This window comes from Pseudoalteromonas sp. Bsw20308 (assembly GCF_000310105.2).
In the GTDB taxonomy this organism is placed as follows: Bacteria; Pseudomonadota; Gammaproteobacteria; order Enterobacterales; family Alteromonadaceae; genus Pseudoalteromonas; species Pseudoalteromonas fuliginea.
The window spans coordinates 3,081,113-3,100,898 of record NZ_CP013138.1; the positions used below are offsets into that span (position 1 = coordinate 3,081,113).

At 39.2% G+C, this 19,786-nt stretch carries 19 protein-coding genes and 1 tRNA gene; 3 read left to right on the forward strand and 17 right to left on the reverse strand.

All coding sequences use genetic code 11. The annotated features are described in order from the left end of the window. Positions 1 to 106 precede the first annotated feature (106 nt). Positions 107 to 1,081: a transposase gene (locus D172_RS13620; RefSeq protein WP_007377502.1), complete on the reverse strand. Its 975-nt coding sequence runs from the start codon at positions 1,079 to 1,081 to the stop codon at positions 107 to 109. Positions 1,082 to 1,280: 199 nt separating this feature from the next. Here D172_RS13620 and D172_RS13625 point away from each other — a divergent pair, with 199 nt between their 5' ends. Together D172_RS13625 and D172_RS13630 are read left to right on the forward strand one after the other, a co-directional pair. Then, positions 1,281 to 1,496: a helix-turn-helix domain-containing protein gene (locus D172_RS13625; protein ID WP_033023736.1), complete on the forward strand. Its 216-nt coding sequence runs from the start codon at positions 1,281 to 1,283 to the stop codon at positions 1,494 to 1,496. Further along, on the forward strand, positions 1,497 to 2,243 hold the full coding sequence (locus tag D172_RS13630; RefSeq protein WP_007377503.1) for a ScaI family restriction endonuclease: 747 nt from the start codon (positions 1,497 to 1,499) through the stop codon (positions 2,241 to 2,243). It abuts the gene before it with no gap. Here D172_RS13630 and D172_RS13635 read toward each other — a convergent pair. The 13 genes from D172_RS13635 to rppH all read right to left on the reverse strand — a co-directional run bounded on the left by D172_RS13635 (position 2,240) and on the right by rppH (position 14,328). Next, entirely contained in the window at positions 2,240 to 3,133 is an 894-nt protein-coding gene (locus tag D172_RS13635; RefSeq protein ID WP_205986643.1) for a DNA-methyltransferase, read from the reverse strand. The genes D172_RS13630 and D172_RS13635 overlap by 4 nt on opposite strands. 309 nt (positions 3,134 to 3,442) lie before the next feature. Continuing rightward, positions 3,443 to 3,517: transfer RNA gene (locus D172_RS13640), tRNA-Arg, on the reverse strand. A gap of 71 nt (positions 3,518 to 3,588) precedes the next feature. Then, complete coding sequence (locus tag D172_RS13645; RefSeq protein WP_007377505.1) at positions 3,589 to 4,260, reverse strand: FlgO family outer membrane protein; 672 nt, start codon at positions 4,258 to 4,260, stop codon at positions 3,589 to 3,591. A gap of 7 nt (positions 4,261 to 4,267) precedes the next feature. Next, a complete protein-coding gene (locus D172_RS13650; protein WP_007377506.1) occupies positions 4,268 to 4,963 on the reverse strand; it encodes a FlgO family outer membrane protein in 696 nt (231 codons plus the stop codon). A gap of 13 nt (positions 4,964 to 4,976) precedes the next feature. After that, positions 4,977 to 5,570, reverse strand: coding sequence for a FlgO family outer membrane protein (locus tag D172_RS13655; protein WP_007377507.1), 594 nt, complete (start codon positions 5,568 to 5,570; stop codon positions 4,977 to 4,979). Positions 5,571 to 5,709: 139 nt separating this feature from the next. Next, positions 5,710 to 6,387, reverse strand: coding sequence for an SPOR domain-containing protein (locus D172_RS13660; protein ID WP_007377508.1), 678 nt, complete (start codon positions 6,385 to 6,387; stop codon positions 5,710 to 5,712). Between the two features lie 115 nt (positions 6,388 to 6,502). After that, positions 6,503 to 7,471, reverse strand: a complete 969-nt coding sequence (locus tag D172_RS13665; protein ID WP_007377509.1) for an IS30 family transposase — start codon at positions 7,469 to 7,471, stop codon at positions 6,503 to 6,505. Between the two features lie 565 nt (positions 7,472 to 8,036). Continuing rightward, positions 8,037 to 8,915 (reverse strand): UTP--glucose-1-phosphate uridylyltransferase GalU, encoded by an 879-nt coding sequence (gene galU / locus D172_RS13670; protein ID WP_007377510.1) that lies wholly within the window; start codon positions 8,913 to 8,915, stop codon positions 8,037 to 8,039. A 21-nt stretch (positions 8,916 to 8,936) separates the two neighbouring features. Then, entirely contained in the window at positions 8,937 to 9,788 is an 852-nt protein-coding gene (locus tag D172_RS13675; RefSeq protein ID WP_007377511.1) for a thymidylate synthase, read from the reverse strand. 10 nt (positions 9,789 to 9,798) lie between these two features. After that, positions 9,799 to 10,602, reverse strand: coding sequence for a prolipoprotein diacylglyceryl transferase (lgt, locus tag D172_RS13680; protein WP_007377512.1), 804 nt, complete (start codon positions 10,600 to 10,602; stop codon positions 9,799 to 9,801). A gap of 12 nt (positions 10,603 to 10,614) precedes the next feature. Further along, entirely contained in the window at positions 10,615 to 11,424 is an 810-nt protein-coding gene (locus D172_RS13685; RefSeq protein ID WP_007377513.1) for a sulfite exporter TauE/SafE family protein, read from the reverse strand. Between the two features lie 90 nt (positions 11,425 to 11,514). Continuing rightward, a complete protein-coding gene (gene ptsP, locus D172_RS13690; RefSeq protein ID WP_007377514.1) occupies positions 11,515 to 13,779 on the reverse strand; it encodes a phosphoenolpyruvate--protein phosphotransferase in 2,265 nt (754 codons plus the stop codon). A gap of 30 nt (positions 13,780 to 13,809) precedes the next feature. Further along, on the reverse strand, positions 13,810 to 14,328 hold the full coding sequence (gene rppH / locus D172_RS13695; protein WP_002958704.1) for an RNA pyrophosphohydrolase: 519 nt from the start codon (positions 14,326 to 14,328) through the stop codon (positions 13,810 to 13,812). 426 nt (positions 14,329 to 14,754) lie between these two features. On the opposite strand from rppH, the gene mutH reads away from it, so the two are divergent. Next, a complete protein-coding gene (gene mutH / locus D172_RS13700) occupies positions 14,755 to 15,426 on the forward strand; it encodes a DNA mismatch repair endonuclease MutH (RefSeq protein ID WP_007377516.1) in 672 nt (223 codons plus the stop codon). A 199-nt stretch (positions 15,427 to 15,625) separates the two neighbouring features. On the opposite strand, the gene eno is transcribed toward mutH, so the two are convergent. The 3 genes from eno to mazG all read right to left on the reverse strand — a co-directional run bounded on the left by eno (position 15,626) and on the right by mazG (position 19,784). Next, positions 15,626 to 16,924 (reverse strand): phosphopyruvate hydratase, encoded by a 1,299-nt coding sequence (gene eno, locus D172_RS13705; protein ID WP_007377517.1) that lies wholly within the window; start codon positions 16,922 to 16,924, stop codon positions 15,626 to 15,628. A 276-nt stretch (positions 16,925 to 17,200) separates the two neighbouring features. Further along, positions 17,201 to 18,835, reverse strand: coding sequence for a CTP synthase (locus tag D172_RS13710; RefSeq protein WP_033015319.1), 1,635 nt, complete (start codon positions 18,833 to 18,835; stop codon positions 17,201 to 17,203). Between the two features lie 154 nt (positions 18,836 to 18,989). Beyond that, complete coding sequence (mazG, locus tag D172_RS13715; RefSeq protein ID WP_007377520.1) at positions 18,990 to 19,784, reverse strand: nucleoside triphosphate pyrophosphohydrolase; 795 nt, start codon at positions 19,782 to 19,784, stop codon at positions 18,990 to 18,992. Positions 19,785 to 19,786 lie beyond the last annotated feature (2 nt).

A 19,786-nucleotide genomic window follows, 5' to 3' on the forward strand; every position in this document is an offset into this window, starting at 1 on the left:
TTTCGGGGGGATTACCAAATAAGCCATTATCACTGTTAAACTTAAATTACGCGCATGAAAATAGCTGCATCATTGCAGTTTTAATTTTTATTGAGTTGTTTAAACGTTATGCGAGTAGCTTTTCGCAGTTACTTATATTCGCTCGCCGTTTTCGGTTTAAGTTTTCACAGTAACTCACTTGTGAAGTGGGCCTCCCTACTGCACCGTGAAATACGCGTGTAAATTGTGTGGTGAGTTTTAACCAGTTTTCGGGGGAGATATTTACTCTTTCGAGTAAGGGTAAGCGTGTACTTTCAATATACCCGCGTTTATCTTCTCGCATACAACGCCCTGTTAACTCAACAAGTTCAAGATACGATTTAAGCTCAAACGGGAGTCCTTTTGGCATTATTTGACGTGGCATGCCTGCAAAGCGGAGCAGTTGTTTTGGTTGCTTGCCTTCGTTTGCCCGTGTTAAGCGTTGTTTGATGCTGGTATGGTCTGATTCCTCTGGTGTATTTGCCATTTTGGCTCTGATGGGATTTAAATCGACATACGCCATACAGGCGGCAAGTGCAGCTTCATCTAATAATGCTTGGGATCTAAATCGTCCCTCCCAAAAACGGCCAGTACAGTTATCTTCTTTATTTGCTCTGCGCGCAATGTCTTCATTTAATAACCTCATAAACCAGCTAATACTTGATAAGCGCTCTCGGTATTCCTTTACTGTTTGATTAAAAAAGATAAGTTCAGCTTTACTTAGCTTTTCACCTTGTACATATTTCTGCGTTAACAATGTGCCTTTACAGAGTTTATGCCAGCGAATAACAATCGCTTTATCATTCAGCCTGTTTGCTTTTTTATCATCAACATACAGTACTAAGTGAGTGTGATTACTCATCACTGCATAAGCGCATACATCAATACAAAATACCTTAGCTAATTCAAGCAGCTTATCTTCAACCCAACCTCTACGATGCTCATAAGATTGACCGGTGAAATGGTCTTCGCCACATAAAAAAGCACGGCGAACACAACGTGAAATACAGTGATAATATTTTGTATCGACCAAACTTACTTGGCGCTTTCTTGCGATTGCCATGTAACACCCTGCTTGTTTTTTGCACTAAATAAAGCCTAGTACTTCGTTTCATAAAGTGCAAAATTAGAATGGGTGTCTTTGTTATTAGAAATCAACCATCAAAAAGCGCTGTAAAAATACAAACTATTTATTTGCCCCTCCCTTAACTGCTACTCATAGTCTGTAGACTCATCGTCATCACAAATACAAACTGAATAACATGAAAACATATAAAGAACAATTTGGTAGGAACTTGAAAGAGCTTCGCCTAAATGCTGAATTATCACAAGAGGAACTCGCTGACTTATGTTCTCTGCATAGGACTTATATTGGCTCGGTAGAACGAGGAGAAAGAAATATTAGCCTTAATAATATTATCTTAATTTCCCAAGCTCTAAACACCTCACCTTCTATTTTATTTAAAGGAATAAAATAAATGAAAATATCACCTTACGCAAATCAACCTATAGCTAACTGGACAAATATCACCGAAGATCTTATCAATCAGTATCCTCTTAATCCTGAAGAAATATTAGAAATAGCAATGCTTTCTTGGGAGCGATTATGGACATCTCGAATTGGCGGTGAGATTGATTTGTACGAAGTTGATTTACCTGCAACAGTAGTAGGATACTTCTTCCAGAAATTATTTTCTCATGAATTAAAAAGTAGATACCCTTTTGATTGGAAAGGCGAAGAGTTCAAAAGCGATAAAGATTTAGTAAATATTCAAAATCCTATTTTTTCAACTGAAATGAAGAGTTCGGGACAGCTTGGCTATTCTCTTTATGGCAACCGCAGCTACAATCAGCAGGCTTTATCCTTGGAAAATGCTGGTAAAGATAAGTCAGGCTTTTACATTACAGTAAACTTTTATAAGCATGCAATTACGTTAATAAGAATAGGATGGGTAGATCAAGATGATTGGGTTCCTCAAGGGGCTGCAACTGGGCAAGCTGCGGTATTAAAACCAGATGTTTACAAATACAAACTATTTGAAATAAATGGAGCCTATAGAAATAATAGTCCTATAGAACTCCTTAATGGAATTGGCCCTAGAGCTGCAACTATTTTTCACTCTGAACAAGTATACACCTTTGGTGATTTAAAAGCCTACTCTGGTATGAACTTAAAAATTAGGAAAACATATCAAGACAACTATGACTTCCTAAATTCATTTTAAATCTCTAAACTCTCCTGCCTAGAAGCTAGTTCTTTATCTTCTAGGTATCTGTCTATACGTTGTTCTGCATAACCTATATATTCACTTTTCAGCTCAAAACCTACAACATAACGCCCGTTTCGAATTGCACATTCAGCAGTGCTTCCTGACCCCATAAAAGGATCTATAACAACATCACCTGTATTACTGGAAGCCTTGAGCATCCTCTCGACAAGTTCCATTGGAAATTGCGCGGGGTGTGGGGTTCTCTCAACTGACGATCTATTTTTACCAGATGTAACTTTAGTAATTTGCCAAACATCACTAGGATTCTTTCCAAATGGATTGCATCTTAGCTTTCCATTTTTCTTTTGATTAGGATATTTTACATTAGGATCTCTGACCGCATCGAGATTGAATGTATAGCTTTTTTTATCTTTCACATACCAAAGAAGCTTTTCGTTTCTAGGCGAAAACCTTTTCTTACATGCAACACCGGCAGCATAATTCCATACAACTTCTTGGAGAAAGTAGAAAGGTGTTCTATTCCAAAGTAGATAAGGTATTGGAACTGCAAGCCCCTCATCTGCGACCTCTAAATATCCAACATTCAGCCAAAATGTTCCATCTTTTTTAGTTAAACGGTAAATTTCCCCAATCCAGCTCTCACACCAGTTCAAATAATCATCTAACTTGGCTAATTCCTCATACTCTTTACCTATATTATATGGAGGTGAGGTTATAGTGAGGTCGACCAGATCACTAGGGAGTTTTTTCATAGCTTCAAGGCAATCCATTTGATATATCGCTACGCCTTCCCTTTCTAAATTTGGCTCTCCTAATATTTGTTTTATTTTATTAAATTTCTCTAAACTCATTCTATGAAAACTACCCAATATAAAGTGACGCATATCCTAAGCACTTTGAAGTTTTAAATCAAGTAACACGTGAGATACGCTTTTTTTCAGTCCACGTTGATGGAGACAAGCCATCTCAACAAAGTAATTTTCTCACTTTGAGTACTAACTAAATTCAATTTAATTAAGCAGTGGATTTTCATACAAGAAAAAAGAGACTCAATAGAAGTTACATGTACTAAACTTTCTATTCTAGAGTAAAATGGAAGGTTAAAGATTTTTTATCTGAACTTCACAGTGCTACATATTTGCTACACAGAAATTAAAAATAAAAGAACTTAAATCATAACCCATTGATTTTATTGGTAGCCCCTACAGGAATCGAACCTGTAACTGCCCCTTAGGAGGGGGCCGTTATATCCATTTAACTAAGAGGCCACAAATAAGCGTGTGCTTAGAGGTGTGAATTATAACGGTATCTGGTTTTTTATATCAAGCGACAACTGAACTTAATTGCTTGATAAGTATATATCTTCTTTATTTAGTACGTATAACGGTATTAATTTTCGGCTAGTGGCAACAACTTGCTTGGTGTCTATGTTAATAACACGCGCATTGACCGCAACCCCATTACGTCGATAAATTAAAGTACCTGCAAGTACGTGGCTGGCCATTTGGTCTTCATTAAGTTTTGCTATATCACGCGATAAAACAAAGTCGCCACGGCTATTTACGTCTATGGTTTCTGTGGTTTTAAAATCAACAACACCATAACCAAATTTTTGTAATTGATGGATTAAGGTTTCAGATATTTGATTTCCAAGCTGATTTGTGTTGTTCAGTGTGGCATCTAAATTAACTAAGGTTGTAACCGCAATATTTAAATGCGCATTAGTATCATTACCTGATTCGAGGGTGTCGACTAGATCGAGGGCCATTTGCTCTACATAATTAACCAATGTTTGATGGTGGTTAAGGGGCATAAATTGTTGTGATGAATCGTATTCGTCATGTACATCTACTTTAGCCGACGACAGCATTTCCGGTGTTTGCTCATGCTGTGTGTTTACATCTACGCGGGTATTTGTGTTTTGTTGCTGTTGAGTAATATGTGTCATAGAACACCCAGCCAATGCTAGCATGCTAAAAGCGCTAAGCACGCTGTTTAATGTATAACGCATAATCACCTCACTCATCCGCTTGCTTAAGCATTATGCCATCAGTTCGGTAGCTGCTGTTAAGCGCATCAACAACTGACTGAGGAATAAAGCCTTGTGCACTGCCTACAACCGCTTTACTTTTCAAACCAACAATACGAGCATTTACTAATACCCCCCCTTGATGGCTCACTAAGGTACCGGCTAGGACGTAGTTAAAATTTTGATCTTGATTTAACTCTAAATAGTCGCGACTAAATACAAAGTCACCCGCCGGTGTTACTCGCATAAAGTCGGTTGTTTTAAAATCAATGACCGGTATACCAAAACTATGCAGTTCGTGCATAAAGCTTTCTGATATCTGATTTCCTAATAAACTGCCATCGTTGTAGTTATCATCTAAAAATACAAAGCTTGAAACAGCAAGTGGTGTTTTATCATTTACGTACTGTAAGTTTTCGACCATGTCTTGCATTATGCCACGCACGTAATGGTTAATATTTTTACGCTTGGCGGGCATTGATTTAGTGTAGTTATTTTGCTCAACCAACCCAGACTGAAAAAGTTGATTATTTACAACAGGCGACGCAACTTCGCGTTGCTCACTTACAAGCATTACAGGGCTATTGCTTTGCGGTTCTTCTACTTGTTCTGACTCCATGCCATTAAACATTTGCGAACAGCCAAATCCCAATGGCAAACATAATGTAATTAGTAGGTTTCTCATTTTGTGCTCCAAATTAGTATTCGCTGCGGTATAAAAGGCCGTCGCGCTGCTGAATTTTTTCATTTCCCCACATTACATTAATAGGGATCTCGGTACTGCCTGCTGATAAAACTTGTTTGCTGTTTATATTAACTAGTCGCGCATTTACTATATATGCATGCTGCTGACGAGTCACAGTACCGGTAACTATCAAGTCAATTTTTTGACGTTCACGTAATTTATTTAAATCGCGACTTAGTACATTATCGGCATTACTCGATAATGTTATATTATTGTCTAATCTATACTCTACCGTATGGTAACCAAGCTGGGTCATTTGGGTTAATAGACTTTCTTGGATTTGTTGGCTAAGCCCTGAAGCTTGCTCTGTCATTAACTTGGTGTCGAGCCCATCAGCAAAATAAAAGCTACTTACACCAATGCGGGAATTACGACTTAACGGCTCTTTTAAATGACTAAGCTGCACTGTTAGCGTATTTACATAATCATTAACTGTGTAAGGTGCCATAGCCGCTTTAGGAGCGTGTGTGCTTATACTTGGCGCTGGTTGCGGTATCAAACTGCAAGCGGCTAAGTTAACTAATAATAGGGGTAATAAAAGGCGCATAATTGCCATCCTCTTTCAAATATACAAAAGATGAAGCAATTATTATGCCTAAAAGAATTTTGAATTATTTTGCTAGTTAACCTACACCAATGCTTAACCTAAATCCGATTAACATGCCCACCTCAACTATTTGTTTAAACTATAGTTTAATGGGTTTATCTGTGTAACTACTTACTATGCAATCGAGTTTATAAAGTTTAAATACTTCGCAATCTGCTTTGGCGTTATTTAACTTTTGATATGAACCCAGTTTTAAGCGGTAAAATGTTTTATCGTTAATACGGATTTGCTCTACGTTAGTCTCTATTTTTTTTCTAAACAATGGAGCTGCCTGTATGTTCAGGTTTTGCCATACTTTTTTTAAGCTTGGCTCAGAGCTAACTGATGCCACTTGTAATGAAAATGAATGCTTAAGCGTATTTAATTTTACAGCCCGTTTTTTACTGTAGCTATGTTTAGGCGCTTTCGAAAGCGCCTTTATGGTATGAGCAGCTGTAGGATTGCGTGTATCAGCACGAGTATAACGTTGGTTGGATTGCGTTATCGCTTTAGTGTTAATAATGTCGATATGGTTAACTAAATAAGTGATCTCTTTTTCGAGCCTTAAAATACGCTCAAGGCCCGCTCTAGCTTGTTGCCATTGCATTGCTGCATCTTTTAACTGAGCAAGCTCTAAGGCCGTAATTGACACATATTCTGGTAAATTACTTGGTTTTTCTAACTGGTTTACTTCTGACGTAGAAGCACAGGCAGTACAAAATACAAACGTTAAAAGACTCAGAATTATATTTTTATTATTATTTTTATGTTTAAACATGTATTCGTTATCCTGAAAGCAGTGTAATTACACTTACATTTCAACTAAACATTCTTATAAATTATACCAATTCGCTTAATTAAACACGCGGATTCAAATCTGAAGTGCATAACGTTTAGGCGGCTTTAGCCGCCAAATGATCTTGCATCAATTTTGCAGGCGTTTCAAATCCAAGTGTCTTTCTCGGACGATTATTAAGTTGCTCAAGTACTGGTATAACTTGCGCTGGTGTTACCGCCTTAAAATCTGTGCTCTTCGGCCAATACTGGCGTAGTAATCCATTCGTGTTTTCATTCAATCCGCGCTCCCATGAGTGATAAGGATGAGCAAAATAAACAGGAACACTTAATGCCTTTGTGATTTGCTCATGATAAGCGAACTCTTTTCCATTGTCAGCCGTGATGGTATGAAGCGCTGACCTATATGGTCTTAATAGTTCTATCGTCGCCGCAGTGACGGCTTGTGCTGTTTTGCCTGCCACCTGAGTTGATACAGTGAATTGGGTGACCCGCTCTACAATGGTAACAAGGGCGCCTCGATGACCTTTACCTATGACGGTATCTATTTCCCAATCTCCGATACGGCCTTTCTCATCAACTATTTGTGGACGTTCTTCAATGCTAACGCGATTTTTTATTTGTCCTCGGTTTGTCTTACCATGACTGCGCTTGTGATATTTCTTACCGTGTCGGCGCAGATGTAGGTATAACTCACCACCTGCTTTTTTATCTTCCCAGATATATAGATAAATGCATTCATGACTGACAGATTGTTTATTTTCCTTGCGCAACCATCCCGTTATTTGTTCAGGACTCCACTTCTCATTAAGCTTCTGGGTAATTAAAGCCATCATTTCAAGTGTCATCTTAAGTGGTTTTCTTGCACTTCTTCGGCGAGACAAAGCCCGCTCATGAGCTTGTTTGTATCTGTAACCTCGCTTGCCTGTATTTCTAGCAAGCTCTCTTGAAATCGTAGATTGCGATAAATTAGTTAGCTCAGCAATACTTTGTTGCGTAAAACCGCTTTTCTTTAGAACAGCGATCTGGCATCTTTGCTCATAGGTCAGTTGTTTGTAATGTCTCATTGTAAAATCTCTTGCCGGAGAAAAAGCAGTTAGCTTATGAGCAACTGACCACTTAATCTAGTCAAAACAAGTTATGCACTTACAATTTGAATCTAGGACATTATTGCAAGTTGGTACTAAGTGTTTAACTTTAAATAGGCCATGGGAACAACTCATTTCAGCTTTAATTGTGTTTTAAAAAACAATTAACGCGGGTCCCTTTATCCTTAAGAAAACATTTAATACAAATTTAGTGCCAATTAACACAAAAACAACAATATAACTTAAAAACCGCGCATTTAAACATATTCAATCCTTAAAATAACAACAGTTTTTGAGTTGTTGTATTTTTAGATACTACGTTTGCAACAGTGTATTTAACCCACAATTTCGATAATAACTTCATCCCCAAAAGCTATTGACGCGTAAATTAGCCTTGTTTTCACTGAAAACCTCTGGCTAGAGAAAATAAATTTAAATATCACCATAATTCAATATGTTAGTATATCTCTTAACCAGAGCTCTGGTTAAACATTAAAAAAGGCGCCATGTTGGCGCCTTTTTATTATTAACGTTATCTTTTAAATTAAATCAACGCTTTAATAAATGCTTTTAGTTCATCTGCAAATTCATCACGGCGTAGTGCAAATTCAATAGTCGCTTTTAAATAACCAACTTTACTTCCACAGTCGTGGCTACGGCCTTTTATAGCGTATGCATCTACTTTTTCGTGTTCCATTAGCATCGCAATTGCATCTGTTAACTGAATTTCATCGCCTGCCCCTTGCGGAGTTTTTGCAAGTAAAGGCCAGATATTTTCACTTAACACATAACGACCCACTACCGCTAAGTTTGATGGTGCTTCGTCTACAGGTGGTTTTTCTACCATATTCATAATTGGCGAGCTTTCGCCCTGCTTTAACTCAACGTCACCTAAATCAACTACACCAAATTGGTTTACTTGTGCCATTGGTACTGGCTCTACCATAATTTGGCTGTGCTTGGTTTCGTTAAAGTGTGCGATCATTTCTGCTAAGTTATCTTTTTTAAGATCGCTCTCTACATCATCAATAATTACGTCTGGTAAAATAACTACGAACGGTTCGTTACCAATAATCGGTGCCGCACAGCTAATAGCATGCCCTAGGCCTTTGGCTTCACCTTGGCGTACGTGAATAATGGTTACGTCTTTAGGGCAAATAGCTTGCACTTCGGCAAGTAATTGCCGCTTAACACGCTTCTCTAAAGTAGCTTCTAGTTCAAAACTGGTGTCAAAGTGATTTTCGATTGAGTTTTTACTTGAATGCGTTACTAGCACTATCTCTTTAATACCGGCAGCAACTGCTTCATTAACTACGTATTGAATTAAAGGACGGTCTACCACTGGCAGCATTTCTTTAGGAATTGCTTTTGTTGCTGGTAACATGCGAGTACCAAGGCCCGCTACGGGGATCACTGCTTTCATTATGTTTTCCTTAATCTTTTATTATACTGAAAATGGATATTGAATCGCTTCGTGGCATTGATAGCCTGTTACTTCGAAATCGTCTCGTGTTACCCACGTTTCTATGTCTTCTAACGATTTAATTTTTGGATTAATTTTTAGTTGAGGCGATGCAAATGGCTGACGTGTTAACTGCACATCTCGCATCAACTCAAGTTGGTTTTCATAAATATGTGCATTGGCAATTTTATGGTATGCCTTACCCGCTTTATGACCAGTAATTTGAGCTACTAGCGCCAATAATACAAAGCATTGTATTTGATTAAAGTTCAAGCCAAGCGGCACATCACAACTGCGCTGATAAGACGTTAAATATAAGGTATCGCCAAGCAACGAAAAGGTGTGCGTATGCATACACGGGCGCAAACAACCAAGCTCAAATTCGCCTGGGTTATAAAACGTGATTATCTCACCACGGTCATCAATGCCATTTTTTAAGTTATTAATAACTTTAGCGAGCTGATCAAGTGTTGAACCATCTGGGCGTTGCCAACCACGCCCTTGTACGCCGTAAACGCGTCCCATGTCGTCCTCACCTTTACGGTTAGGATTATTAAGCCATGCGTTATTATCGTTCGCATTAGCATCCCATGTTTTACAGCCAATATCACGAAACTGCCCAGCACTGTCGTAACCACGTAAGTAACCTAGTAATTCAGCAATCGCTGCTTTGTAGTAACTTTTTCGTGTGGTGATCATCGGAAACTGATTATTAGCTACATCGTATTCTAAATCAGCATTAATTACAGTTAAACAACGCGTACCTGTACGTTTGTTTTCTACCCACTGCCCTTCGTCAACAATACGCTGACATAACTTTAAATATTGTTTCATGTTTTTTGTATTATGCCTTAGCTGTTGTAACGTGTTGTGGTTGCTTATAAGCCCAAATTAATAACCCTAATCCGCCTACTATCATAGGAAGCGAAAGTATTTGCCCCATTGAAATAAAGTCAGCAAATAAACCGAGTTGTGCATCTGGTTGGCGGAAGTATTCAATACAGAACCTAAACACGCCATAACCTAATAAAAACACACCGGCTACGCTGCCTGCCGGACGAGGCTTTTTAATAAACCATTGCAAGATTAAAAAGAGCACTAAGCCTTCAAAAAATGCTTCGTATAATTGCGATGGGTGACGCGCAAGCGGACCGCCCGTTGGAAATACCATTGCCCATGGCACGTCGGTAACTCGGCCCCATAACTCACCGTTTATAAAGTTACCAATACGTCCGGCTAAAAGCCCTACAGGAACCAATGGTGCAACAAAGTCGCCCACTTGAAGCAGTGACTTTTTGCGCGTCCACGAAAAAATTGCGACGGCGGTTATAACGCCAAGTGTTCCACCATGAAACGACATGCCGCCCTGATCTATTCTAAATAAATACAGTGGGTTTTCTATAAAGTAACTAAACTGGTAAAACAATACGTAGCCAATACGCCCGCCTAGTATTACCCCTAACATGCCGTAAAACAGTAAATCGCTTACTTGGTCTTTAGTCCAACCAGAGTTTGGTTTTGACGCTTGACGATTTGCAAACCACATCGCAAATGCAAAACCTATTAAATACATTAAGCCGTACCAACGTACGCTAAGTGGCCCAACTGAAAAAATTATTGGATCGATTTGAGGAAACTCAAGTGCCATAAAAATAAACCTTTAGCTAAAAACCATTTTGATTGCGATAACTACAAGCAGCACCGCGAAAACTTTCTTAATTGTATTAACAGGTAAATAATGAGTTGCTTTAGCACCAATAGGTGCAACAAACCACGACGTTAATACAATACCAAATAACGCAGGAAGATACACAAATCCTGCAAAACCATGTTCTAAATCAGTCACGTGCCAGCCGGCACTGACATAGCCAACAGAGCCAAATAATGCAATAACAATTCCGCAGGCTGCGGCACAACCAATTGCTTTTTTTATATCAACCGAAAAATAATTAAGCATAGGGACTATTAATGCGCCGCCACCAATACCTATCAAACCTGATAACCCGCCCATTATTGCCGAAATCCCGCCTAAAATAGGACCTGCTGGTAACGGTTTTTCTGACATTGGTTTATTACGAGTTGAGAGCACCATTCTCCCTGCTATAAATACAACACTTACAGCAAACACAGTGCGCAATATTTGCTCTGGAATAAGGCTTGCTGCAAAGCCGCTAATAAGCGCGCCTAAAGCCACACCCGACATAACCCAAGGCGCAATTGCCCAAGGCACATTATCATTTTTATGATGAGCCAACGCTGAAGAGGTGGAGGTAAATAAAATAGAAGCAAGTGACGTTGCAATAGCAATCACTAATACATGATCTGCTGAGGTTACATTAAATGACAGCAGTAACGCACTGAGTACTGGGACAATAATTAAACCGCCGCCAATGCCTAGTAAACCCGCTAAAAACCCGACAATACAGCCTAGTAGTGCGCAGCTTGCGACTAACAAACCTAAGTCATACATAGTAATCTCAAATACCCTTTGGAGACTTATATATTAAAGGATTATAAAACTAATAGCATCTTCGTATTTAAATTAATTCGACGCACTTAGTTATTTTGGCGTGTAAAACAAGTCACCTAAGTGATGTTCTAACATAAAATTACGTGTTAAACGCAGTACTTGCTTTGCAGTCGACTGCGCCAAACATGCAGTTAGTAATTGTTCCATATCACTTACACTTAAACGTCTGAGTACCCACTTAACTTTATTAAGTGATGATAGATTCATGCTTAAACGTCTGTATCCCATAGCAATAAGGAGTATTGCACCTTCAGGATCGCCGCCTAATTCTCCACATAAACTAAAAGGTAACTCATACTGTTCGCACTCGCAGGCTATTTTATTAAGCACTCTAAGTACGCCAGGGTGATAGGGATTAAACAACTCAGCAACTCGGGCATTTGCTCTATCTACCGCTAATAAATACTGCGTTAAATCGTTACTGCCTACGGAGCAAAAATCAACTTTTTTAGACCACTCTGGCAGCATAAATACGCTTGATGGCACTTCAAGCATAATACCTATATCGGGTCTTTCTATTTGTTGTTCTGGGTATTTTTCACTTAGCTCAAAATAAGCCTGCTCAAACAATGCGAGTGACTCGTCTACTTCTTCGGTTCCGCTGATCATTGGCAGCATTATTTTTAAATTACCTAAACCTATATTGGCTTTAAGCATGGCTTTGAGTTGATCTAAAAACAATTCAGGGTGATCAAGACTGATACGAATACCACGCCAACCTAAAAATGGGTTTTCTTCGGTTATGTTAAAGTAATCAAGAACCTTATCGCCACCTATGTCTAATGTTCGCATAACCACAGGATTGGGATGATAGCTAGTTAGTACTTCTCGATACCAATTTTCTTGCTCTGATTGCGAAGGAAACTGACCTTTTTGCATAAACCACGCTTCGGTTCGATAAAGCCCTACACCGTCACAAATATGTGAACTACTTTGCTCGGTATTAAGCTCAAGGCCTGCGTTCAATAATAAGCTAACATGCTCACCGTCAAGCGTAATTGATTCTGAGTCTTGCTCTGCTAAAAAGCGATTATTAAGTAGATTATCTTGATGCTGTAATTCGGTGTATTCATCCATTAACATTTGCGATGGCGATATGTATAAACGCCCTGCAAATGCATCTAAAATCATTGATTTACCGTCAAACTGCAATAAAGGTAAATCCTCTATACCCCAAATAGCAGGAATACCCATTGCACGCGTTAATATAGACGCGTGACTATTTGCTGAGCCATTTACACTAACGACACCGGTTAAATGCCCTTTTGGTACTTCTGCAAGCATTGCTGGTGTTAACGTATTGGCAATCAAAATTGTATTGGGAGGGTAATTTTTAACAGCATGTTCGGTATTTACAAGATGATGCAGTACCCGCAAGCCAATGTCTTTAACATCAACGGCGCGCTCTTTTATGTAAGGGTCTTGCATGGCATTAAATTGAGATATTAAACGCTCTATTACAATTTTTAATGCACTTTTAGCACACCAGCCTTCTTGTAATTGCATTTCTACATTGTGGCCTAAACTTTTTGCATCAAGTAGCTGTTGGTAAACATCAAATACAGCAAGAGCTTCGTGCGGAATAGAATCACTTAGCGTCATCGAAAGGGTACTAAATTCTTTACGCGTTGCAGCTACGGCTTGTGTAAACAAACGGCGTTGCTCTGTTGTATCATGATCTTTTTTGAGTTCAATCGATTTAAAATCAAGTTTAGGCAAAAGTACAAATGCCTGTCCAATACCGATACCCGGCGCACTCGATACGCCTTTTAATACCGATGTTTGATGAGATGATTCATCTTGGCGCAAAACTTCTTTAATTTCGGCATGTGCTAACTGTGAAGCCAGTTGAGCAGAAAGCGTAATTAAAAATGACTCTTCATCTTGGCTAAATACACGCGCCATTTTTTGTTGAACGACAATAACACCCAATACTTTTTTTTGATGAACAACGGGTACAGATAAAAAAGCGTTGTAGCCTTCTTCATTTACTTCAGGGGAGAGCTTAAAACGCGGATGTGATTTAGCAAATGCAATATTAATAGGTTCTTCGCGTTGCGCTACTAGGCCAACTAAACCTTCGGTAAAACCAATTCTAAACTTACCTACCGCATCGGGGTTTAGTCCTTCGGTTGCCATAAGTACAAAATTGTCTTGGCTGTAATCTGCAAAATAAATGGAGCAGCACTGGGTTTTCATGGCATCTTTCACCATTTGCACAAAGCACACTAATGCGCTGTCTAAATTCGCTTGCCGCGATACAGACTCCGCAATAGATCTCAGTGTAGCCAGCATACCCTGCTCCTTTATTGTATCGAGAAATTACTACCTTTTACTTCGCCAATGATCTTTATGTTGTTCTCTCTTATTAAAAGGCATGGCGAAAGGAGCAAACTCTTTCATTACTCGTCGATAAACATCCCGTTTAAACGATACAACCTGTCTTACAGGATACCAATAACTTACCCAGCGCCAATCATCAAATTCAGGATGATGGGTTTTAAGTAAATTTACATCTTCGTCTTTACAGCGTAATTTTAGTAAAAACCATTTTTGTTTTTGCCCAATACACACCGGACTAGAGTCTCGGCGGATTAATCGTTTGGGTAATTTATAGCGTAACCAATGTTTTGAGCTTGCGACTATTTCTACATCTTCTGGTCGCAGCCCTACTTCTTCGTGTAACTCGCGGTACATGGTTTGTTCTGCTGTCTCACCATCATCAACACCACCTTGGGGAAATTGCCAAGAATGTTGACCATAGCGTCTGGCCCAAAACACCTGTCCCTGATTATTGCAAATTACAATTCCGACATTGGCACGAAAACCTTCGGCATCAATCACCTTAGTGCCTCATTTGTAAGTCGATTTTTTATGATTGTTCCACATAACCCGCAATACGGCAAATACTATTACGAGTTTTACTCTGCTTACCCACAGCTTGTGCATAACTTTTGTAAAACACGCTCATTTTGCAAACAAATCCACAATATGAGATCTAAAAACTGACTTTCTCCACAGAATCTGTGGATAAACTTGTTCATACATCTGTATTTATCCCTGCAACTCTAATCTCACTTAATTAAAGCTGAACTATAAAACACAAAATTACAAAGCAGTTCAGTTACTTAAGTTAATTCGCTCACTTTTTAGCGTGTGTAAAATTACAGCAAACACCTCATGTACAAAAAACACACAAACGCAAAGATATCCACGGCTTAGCTGATTTGCTATCATGACAAGGTGATTTATTCAACTCAAATTAGTGATATGCGACCAACAAAACCACATTCAATTAATGACCTAATAAAGCGGGTTGATAATATTGCAGGCCTGACACTTGGCCAATTAGCCAATGAGTATAACTTTAAAACGCCTGACGATTTACTGCGAGAAAAAGGCTGGACGGGACAATTAATAGAATACGTTTTAGGTGCAACTGCAGGCTCTAAACCACTACCCGATTTTGAAGATTTAGGCATAGAGCTAAAAACACTCCCTATTTCTTATAAAGGGAAACCACTGGAAACAACATTTGTATCTGTAACGCCACTAATGAACGTGACGGGGATGACGTGGCATACCAGCAGCGTTCGCAAAAAGCTTAATCACGTTTTATGGCTACCTATTTTAAGCGAGCGTGATATTGCTCCATTTGATAGAACAATCGGCAGTGGCTTTTTATGGCAACCCACACCTGAGCAGGACGCTTTATTACAGCGCGACTGGGAAGAGCAAATGGAGTTAATTGCACTTGGCCGAATTGACGAAATATCGGGCCATTTAGGCGATGCAATGCAAATACGCCCAAAAGCGGCCCATAGCAAAATAGTCACTGATGCCATTGGCCCTAATGGGCAAATAATAAAAACCCTGCCCCGTGGCTTTTATCTAAAAACCAGCTTTACTGGCGAGATTTTAAAACAGCAATTTCAGCTTTGAGTGCTCTGTAAAGTAGTAAGACTTAAACAAAGAGTTATTATTTGTGAATCTTCCTTTTCGCACTGCGTGCGCGTCAGCAAGCTTAACACCTACAACTTATTTTCATCTCTTTGAATAAAAGTATCAGGCATAAAAAATCCCCGCTTGTGCGAGGATTTTATCATCTAAAATTAAAAATTAGATTCTATATAAAATAGAATTACTGACCTTTAACTTCTTTAAGACCGTTGTACGGTGCTTTATCGCCTAATTGCTCTTCAATACGTAGCAATTGGTTGTACTTTGCAACACGGTCAGAACGGCTCAATGAACCTGTTTTAATTTGACCTGCAGCAGTACCCACTGCTAAATCAGCAATTGTTGAATCTTCAGTTTCACCAGAACGGTGAGAAATAACAACAGTGAAACCAGCGTCTTTAGCCATTTTAATTGCTGCTAACGTTTCAGTTAAAGAACCGATTTGGTTAAACTTAATTAAGATTGAGTTAGCAATACCGTTGTCGATACCACGTTTTAAAATCTTAGTATTTGTTACGAATAAATCATCACCTACTAATTGGATTTTATCACCCATTAGCTTAGTTTGATGTGCAAAGCCATCCCAATCAGACTCATCAAGACCATCTTCGATAGAAACGATTGGGTACTGTTCAGTAAGATCTTGTAAGAAAAAGTTAAATTCTTCAGAAGTGAATTTTTTGCCTTCACCCTTAAGGTCGTAGATGTTTGCTTCTTTGTCGTAAAACTCAGAAGCTGCACAATCCATCGCTAAAGTAATATCTTTACCTAGCTCGTAACCTGCGTTTGCGACAGCTACTTTGATTGCAGCAAGAGCCGCTTCGTTAGATGCAAGGTTAGGCGCAAAACCACCTTCATCGCCAACTGCTGTTGAATGGCCATCAGCTTTAAGTACTTTAGCAAGGCTATGAAATACTTCAGCGCCCATACGTAGACCTTCGCGGAAGTTAGTAGCGCCAACAGGTTGGATCATAAACTCTTGGATGTCTACAGAGTTATCTGCATGCTCGCCACCATTGATGATGTTCATCATTGGAAGTGGCATTGAATAAACACCCGGCGTGCCGTTTAAGTCAGCAATATGTTCATAAAGCTCAACCTTTTTAGATTGTGCAGCTGCTTTTGCTGTTGCTAGTGATACAGCTAAGATTGCATTGGCACCTAATTTTTCTTTATTTTCGGTACCATCTAAATCTAGCATTACTTTATCAACAGTACTTTGCTCTAATGCATTTTGACCAGCTAAAGCGTCAGCAATTTCTTTGTTGATATAACCAACTGCTTTTAATACGCCTTTACCTAAATAACGCGTTTTGTCACCATCACGTAACTCTAATGCTTCGCGAGTACCTGTAGATGCACCAGAAGGTGCAGCAGCACGGCCCCATGAACCATCAGCTAAATGTACATCAGCTTCAACAGTTGGGTTACCACGCGAGTCCATAATTTCGCGACCTATTACTTTTACGATTTTTGACATCTTGATTCCTCTATATTCCCAAAATGGTGAGTTCGACTAACTTTACTACGTTTTATATAGTTTATACCAATTGCATTAAATTAGTGAGCTATTATAGCGCTAAGAAAATAGCTCAATAACAAGGCAGAAATTATGACATATAGTTGTTCTATATGAGTAATTTTTAACGCAGTGAGTGAGTTATTTAATGCGATACAATGCTCATGTTTTTAATAAAATGGGTATTAGTCAGCCCTTAAAACAAAAAAGCCGTGCAATATGCACGGCCTTTTTAAATTACGATGACGCTTTTTGGTGGATATGAGCGGCTGCTACAAACCCTTCAAATAGCGGGTGACCATCACGTGGGGTTGACGTGAATTCCGGGTGGAACTGCGCGGCAATAAACCAAGGGTGATCTTTATTTTCGATAATTTCTACCAGTTTTTTATCTTCTGATAAACCGGTAAAGCTTAAACCTGCTTTTTCTAATTGCTCTACAAAGTTGTTGTTAACTTCGTAGCGATGGCGATGACGCTCAACAATTTCATCACTACCATATACTTCATGTACTTTAGAGCCCGGTGTTAAATGACATTTTTGAGCGCCTAAACGCATTGTGCCACCTAAATCAGATTCAGCATCACGCGTTTCAACATTGCCTTCTGCATCTAGCCATTCAGTGATTAAACCAACAACAGGTGCTGCAGATTTTGCATTAAACTCGGTTGAGTTTGCATCACTAAGGCCTGCAACATTTCGTGCATATTCAATAAGCGCTACTTGCATACCTAAACAAATACCTAAGTAAGGCACTTTATTTTCACGCGCATATTTAGCCGCTAATATTTTACCTTCAACACCACGACCGCCAAAGCCGCCTGGCACTAAAATAGCATCTAAATGCGAGAGTAACTCAACACCTTTACTTTCAAGATCTTGTGAATCTACGTATTCGATATTAATTGTTAAACGGTTTTTAAGGCCCGCATGCTTTAATGCTTCGTTAACCGATTTGTACGCATCTGGTAATTCAATGTATTTACCAACCATACCAATTGTCACTTCACCTGTTGGGTTAGACTCTTGATAAAGTACTTGTTCCCACTCAGCTAAATCAGCTTCTGGTGGATCTAAGTGAAAACGACGACATACAAAATTATCTAATTCTTGCGACTTTAATAATGCTGGAATTTTATAGATGCTGTCTACATCTGGCAGTGAAATAACCGCTTTTTCTTCTACGTTTGTAAATAATGAGATTTTTGCACGCTCATTATTTGGTAGTTTACGGTCAGAACGACAAATAAGAATATCTGGTTGAATACCGACTGAGCGTAACTCTTTAACAGAGTGCTGAGTTGGTTTAGTTTTCACTTCACCGGCAGGGCCTAAGAATGGCACTAACGTTAAGTGAATAAATAGCGCGCGTTCGCGGCCAATTTCAGTTCCCATCTGACGAATTGCTTCAATAAACGGTTGTGATTCTATATCACCTACTGTGCCGCCAATTTCTACAATAGCAATATCATAACCTTCAGCACCGTCGTATACACGTTGCTTAATATCGTTAGTGATATGTGGAATAACCTGAATAGTTGCACCTAGGTATTCACCACGGCGCTCACGACGTAATACGTCTTCGTATACACGGCCTTGTGTGAAGTTATTACGACTAGTCATTTTGGTACGAATAAAACGCTCATAGTGACCTAAATCAAGGTCAGTTTCTGCGCCGTCTTCTGTAACGTATACTTCACCGTGTTGAATTGGGCTCATTGTGCCTGGGTCAACGTTGATGTAAGGATCCAGCTTTAAAATGGTAACATTTAAACCACGGGCTTCTAAAATAGCTGCCAACGATGCTGCTGCAATACCTTTACCCAACGAAGAAACAACTCCGCCAGTAACGAAGATAAATTTTGTACTCATGCGAACCCTAGAATATCAGGAATTAAAAGGAATATAACACCCAAAGAAGAGCCTAAGGGTATATCATCAAGACGGGGCGAAATTGTACCAAAACACGGCTTATCAATCCAGCTAAAAATAGCAAATGTGCGCACAAAAAATGTGCATAATTTAATTACAATTTTTTAATCGCATCCCATGCGCGATCCATTTCTTCAAAGGTGGCAGTATCTAAACTTTTGCCTTGTGCGTTTAAATACTCTTGGACTTTTTCAAAGCGCGTTGAAAACTTATCATTGGCACTGCGAAGAAGTTGCTCAGGGTCGCGTTTTACATGGCGTACTACATTCACGGTTGCAAAAAGTAAGTCGCCAAGTTCTTCTGCGGTATGATCCGAAAAAGGGTCCTGTTCAATCGCTTCTTTTACTTCAAGCACTTCTTCGCTCACTTTATCAAGAGCACCATGATACGTTGGCCAATCAAAACCAAGAGAAGCCACGCGTTGTTGGATTTTTTTAGCTTTACTTAAACTTGGCATATTTGCAGGAATATCTTGCCAAAAGGAAGGTGATTCGCTTTTTGCTCTGGTACTACGTTCTTGCGCTTTTATTGCTTGCCACTGCTGCGATAATTGCTCAGCAGTGAGTACTTTTTTATCGGCAAATACATGTGGATGACGACGGATCAATTTGCTGTTTAATTGCTCAACTACATCATTAAAATCAAATAGGTTTTGCTCTTGAGCTAGTTGGGCATAAAACACGATTTGAAATAACAAATCACCGAGCTCACCTTTAAGCTCACCTAAGTTGCCTGACTCAATACAGTCAGCAACTTCGTATGCTTCTTCTAATGTATGCGGCACAATAGATTTAAAATCTTGCTTGAGATCCCACGGACAACCGCCCTTGGGATCTCGCAGTGTGTTCATTATGCTAAGAAGTTGTGTAAGCGCTGCATTATCATTCATGG

What these genes read in the sequence shown, in the direction of transcription:
- D172_RS13620 (WP_007377502.1), bottom strand. Translation starts at nt 1,081, where the DNA reads ATGGCAATCGCAAGAAAGCGCCAAGTAAGTTTGGTCGATACAAAATAT.
- D172_RS13710 (WP_033015319.1), bottom strand. Translation starts at nt 18,835, where the DNA reads ATGAGTACAAAATTTATCTTCGTTACTGGCGGAGTTGTTTCTTCGTTG.
- ptsP (WP_007377514.1), bottom strand. Translation starts at nt 13,779, where the DNA reads ATGCTGGCTACACTGAGATCTATTGCGGAGTCTGTATCGCGGCAAGCG.
- D172_RS13685 (WP_007377513.1), bottom strand. Translation starts at nt 11,424, where the DNA reads ATGTATGACTTAGGTTTGTTAGTCGCAAGCTGCGCACTACTAGGCTGT.
- mazG (WP_007377520.1), bottom strand. Translation starts at nt 19,784, where the DNA reads ATGAATGATAATGCAGCGCTTACACAACTTCTTAGCATAATGAACACA.
- D172_RS13650 (WP_007377506.1), bottom strand. Translation starts at nt 4,963, where the DNA reads ATGAGAAACCTACTAATTACATTATGTTTGCCATTGGGATTTGGCTGT.
- D172_RS13665 (WP_007377509.1), bottom strand. Translation starts at nt 7,471, where the DNA reads ATGAGACATTACAAACAACTGACCTATGAGCAAAGATGCCAGATCGCT.
- D172_RS13625 (WP_033023736.1), top strand. Translation starts at nt 1,281, where the DNA reads ATGAAAACATATAAAGAACAATTTGGTAGGAACTTGAAAGAGCTTCGC.
- D172_RS13655 (WP_007377507.1), bottom strand. Translation starts at nt 5,570, where the DNA reads ATGCGCCTTTTATTACCCCTATTATTAGTTAACTTAGCCGCTTGCAGT.
- D172_RS13635 (WP_205986643.1), bottom strand. Translation starts at nt 3,133, where the DNA reads ATGCGTCACTTTATATTGGGTAGTTTTCATAGAATGAGTTTAGAGAAA.
- eno (WP_007377517.1), bottom strand. Translation starts at nt 16,924, where the DNA reads ATGTCAAAAATCGTAAAAGTAATAGGTCGCGAAATTATGGACTCGCGT.
- galU (WP_007377510.1), bottom strand. Translation starts at nt 8,915, where the DNA reads ATGAAAGCAGTGATCCCCGTAGCGGGCCTTGGTACTCGCATGTTACCA.
- D172_RS13660 (WP_007377508.1), bottom strand. Translation starts at nt 6,387, where the DNA reads ATGTTTAAACATAAAAATAATAATAAAAATATAATTCTGAGTCTTTTA.
- lgt (WP_007377512.1), bottom strand. Translation starts at nt 10,602, where the DNA reads ATGGCACTTGAGTTTCCTCAAATCGATCCAATAATTTTTTCAGTTGGG.
- D172_RS13675 (WP_007377511.1), bottom strand. Translation starts at nt 9,788, where the DNA reads ATGAAACAATATTTAAAGTTATGTCAGCGTATTGTTGACGAAGGGCAG.
- D172_RS13630 (WP_007377503.1), top strand. Translation starts at nt 1,497, where the DNA reads ATGAAAATATCACCTTACGCAAATCAACCTATAGCTAACTGGACAAAT.
- mutH (WP_007377516.1), top strand. Translation starts at nt 14,755, where the DNA reads ATGCGACCAACAAAACCACATTCAATTAATGACCTAATAAAGCGGGTT.
- D172_RS13645 (WP_007377505.1), bottom strand. Translation starts at nt 4,260, where the DNA reads ATGCGTTATACATTAAACAGCGTGCTTAGCGCTTTTAGCATGCTAGCA.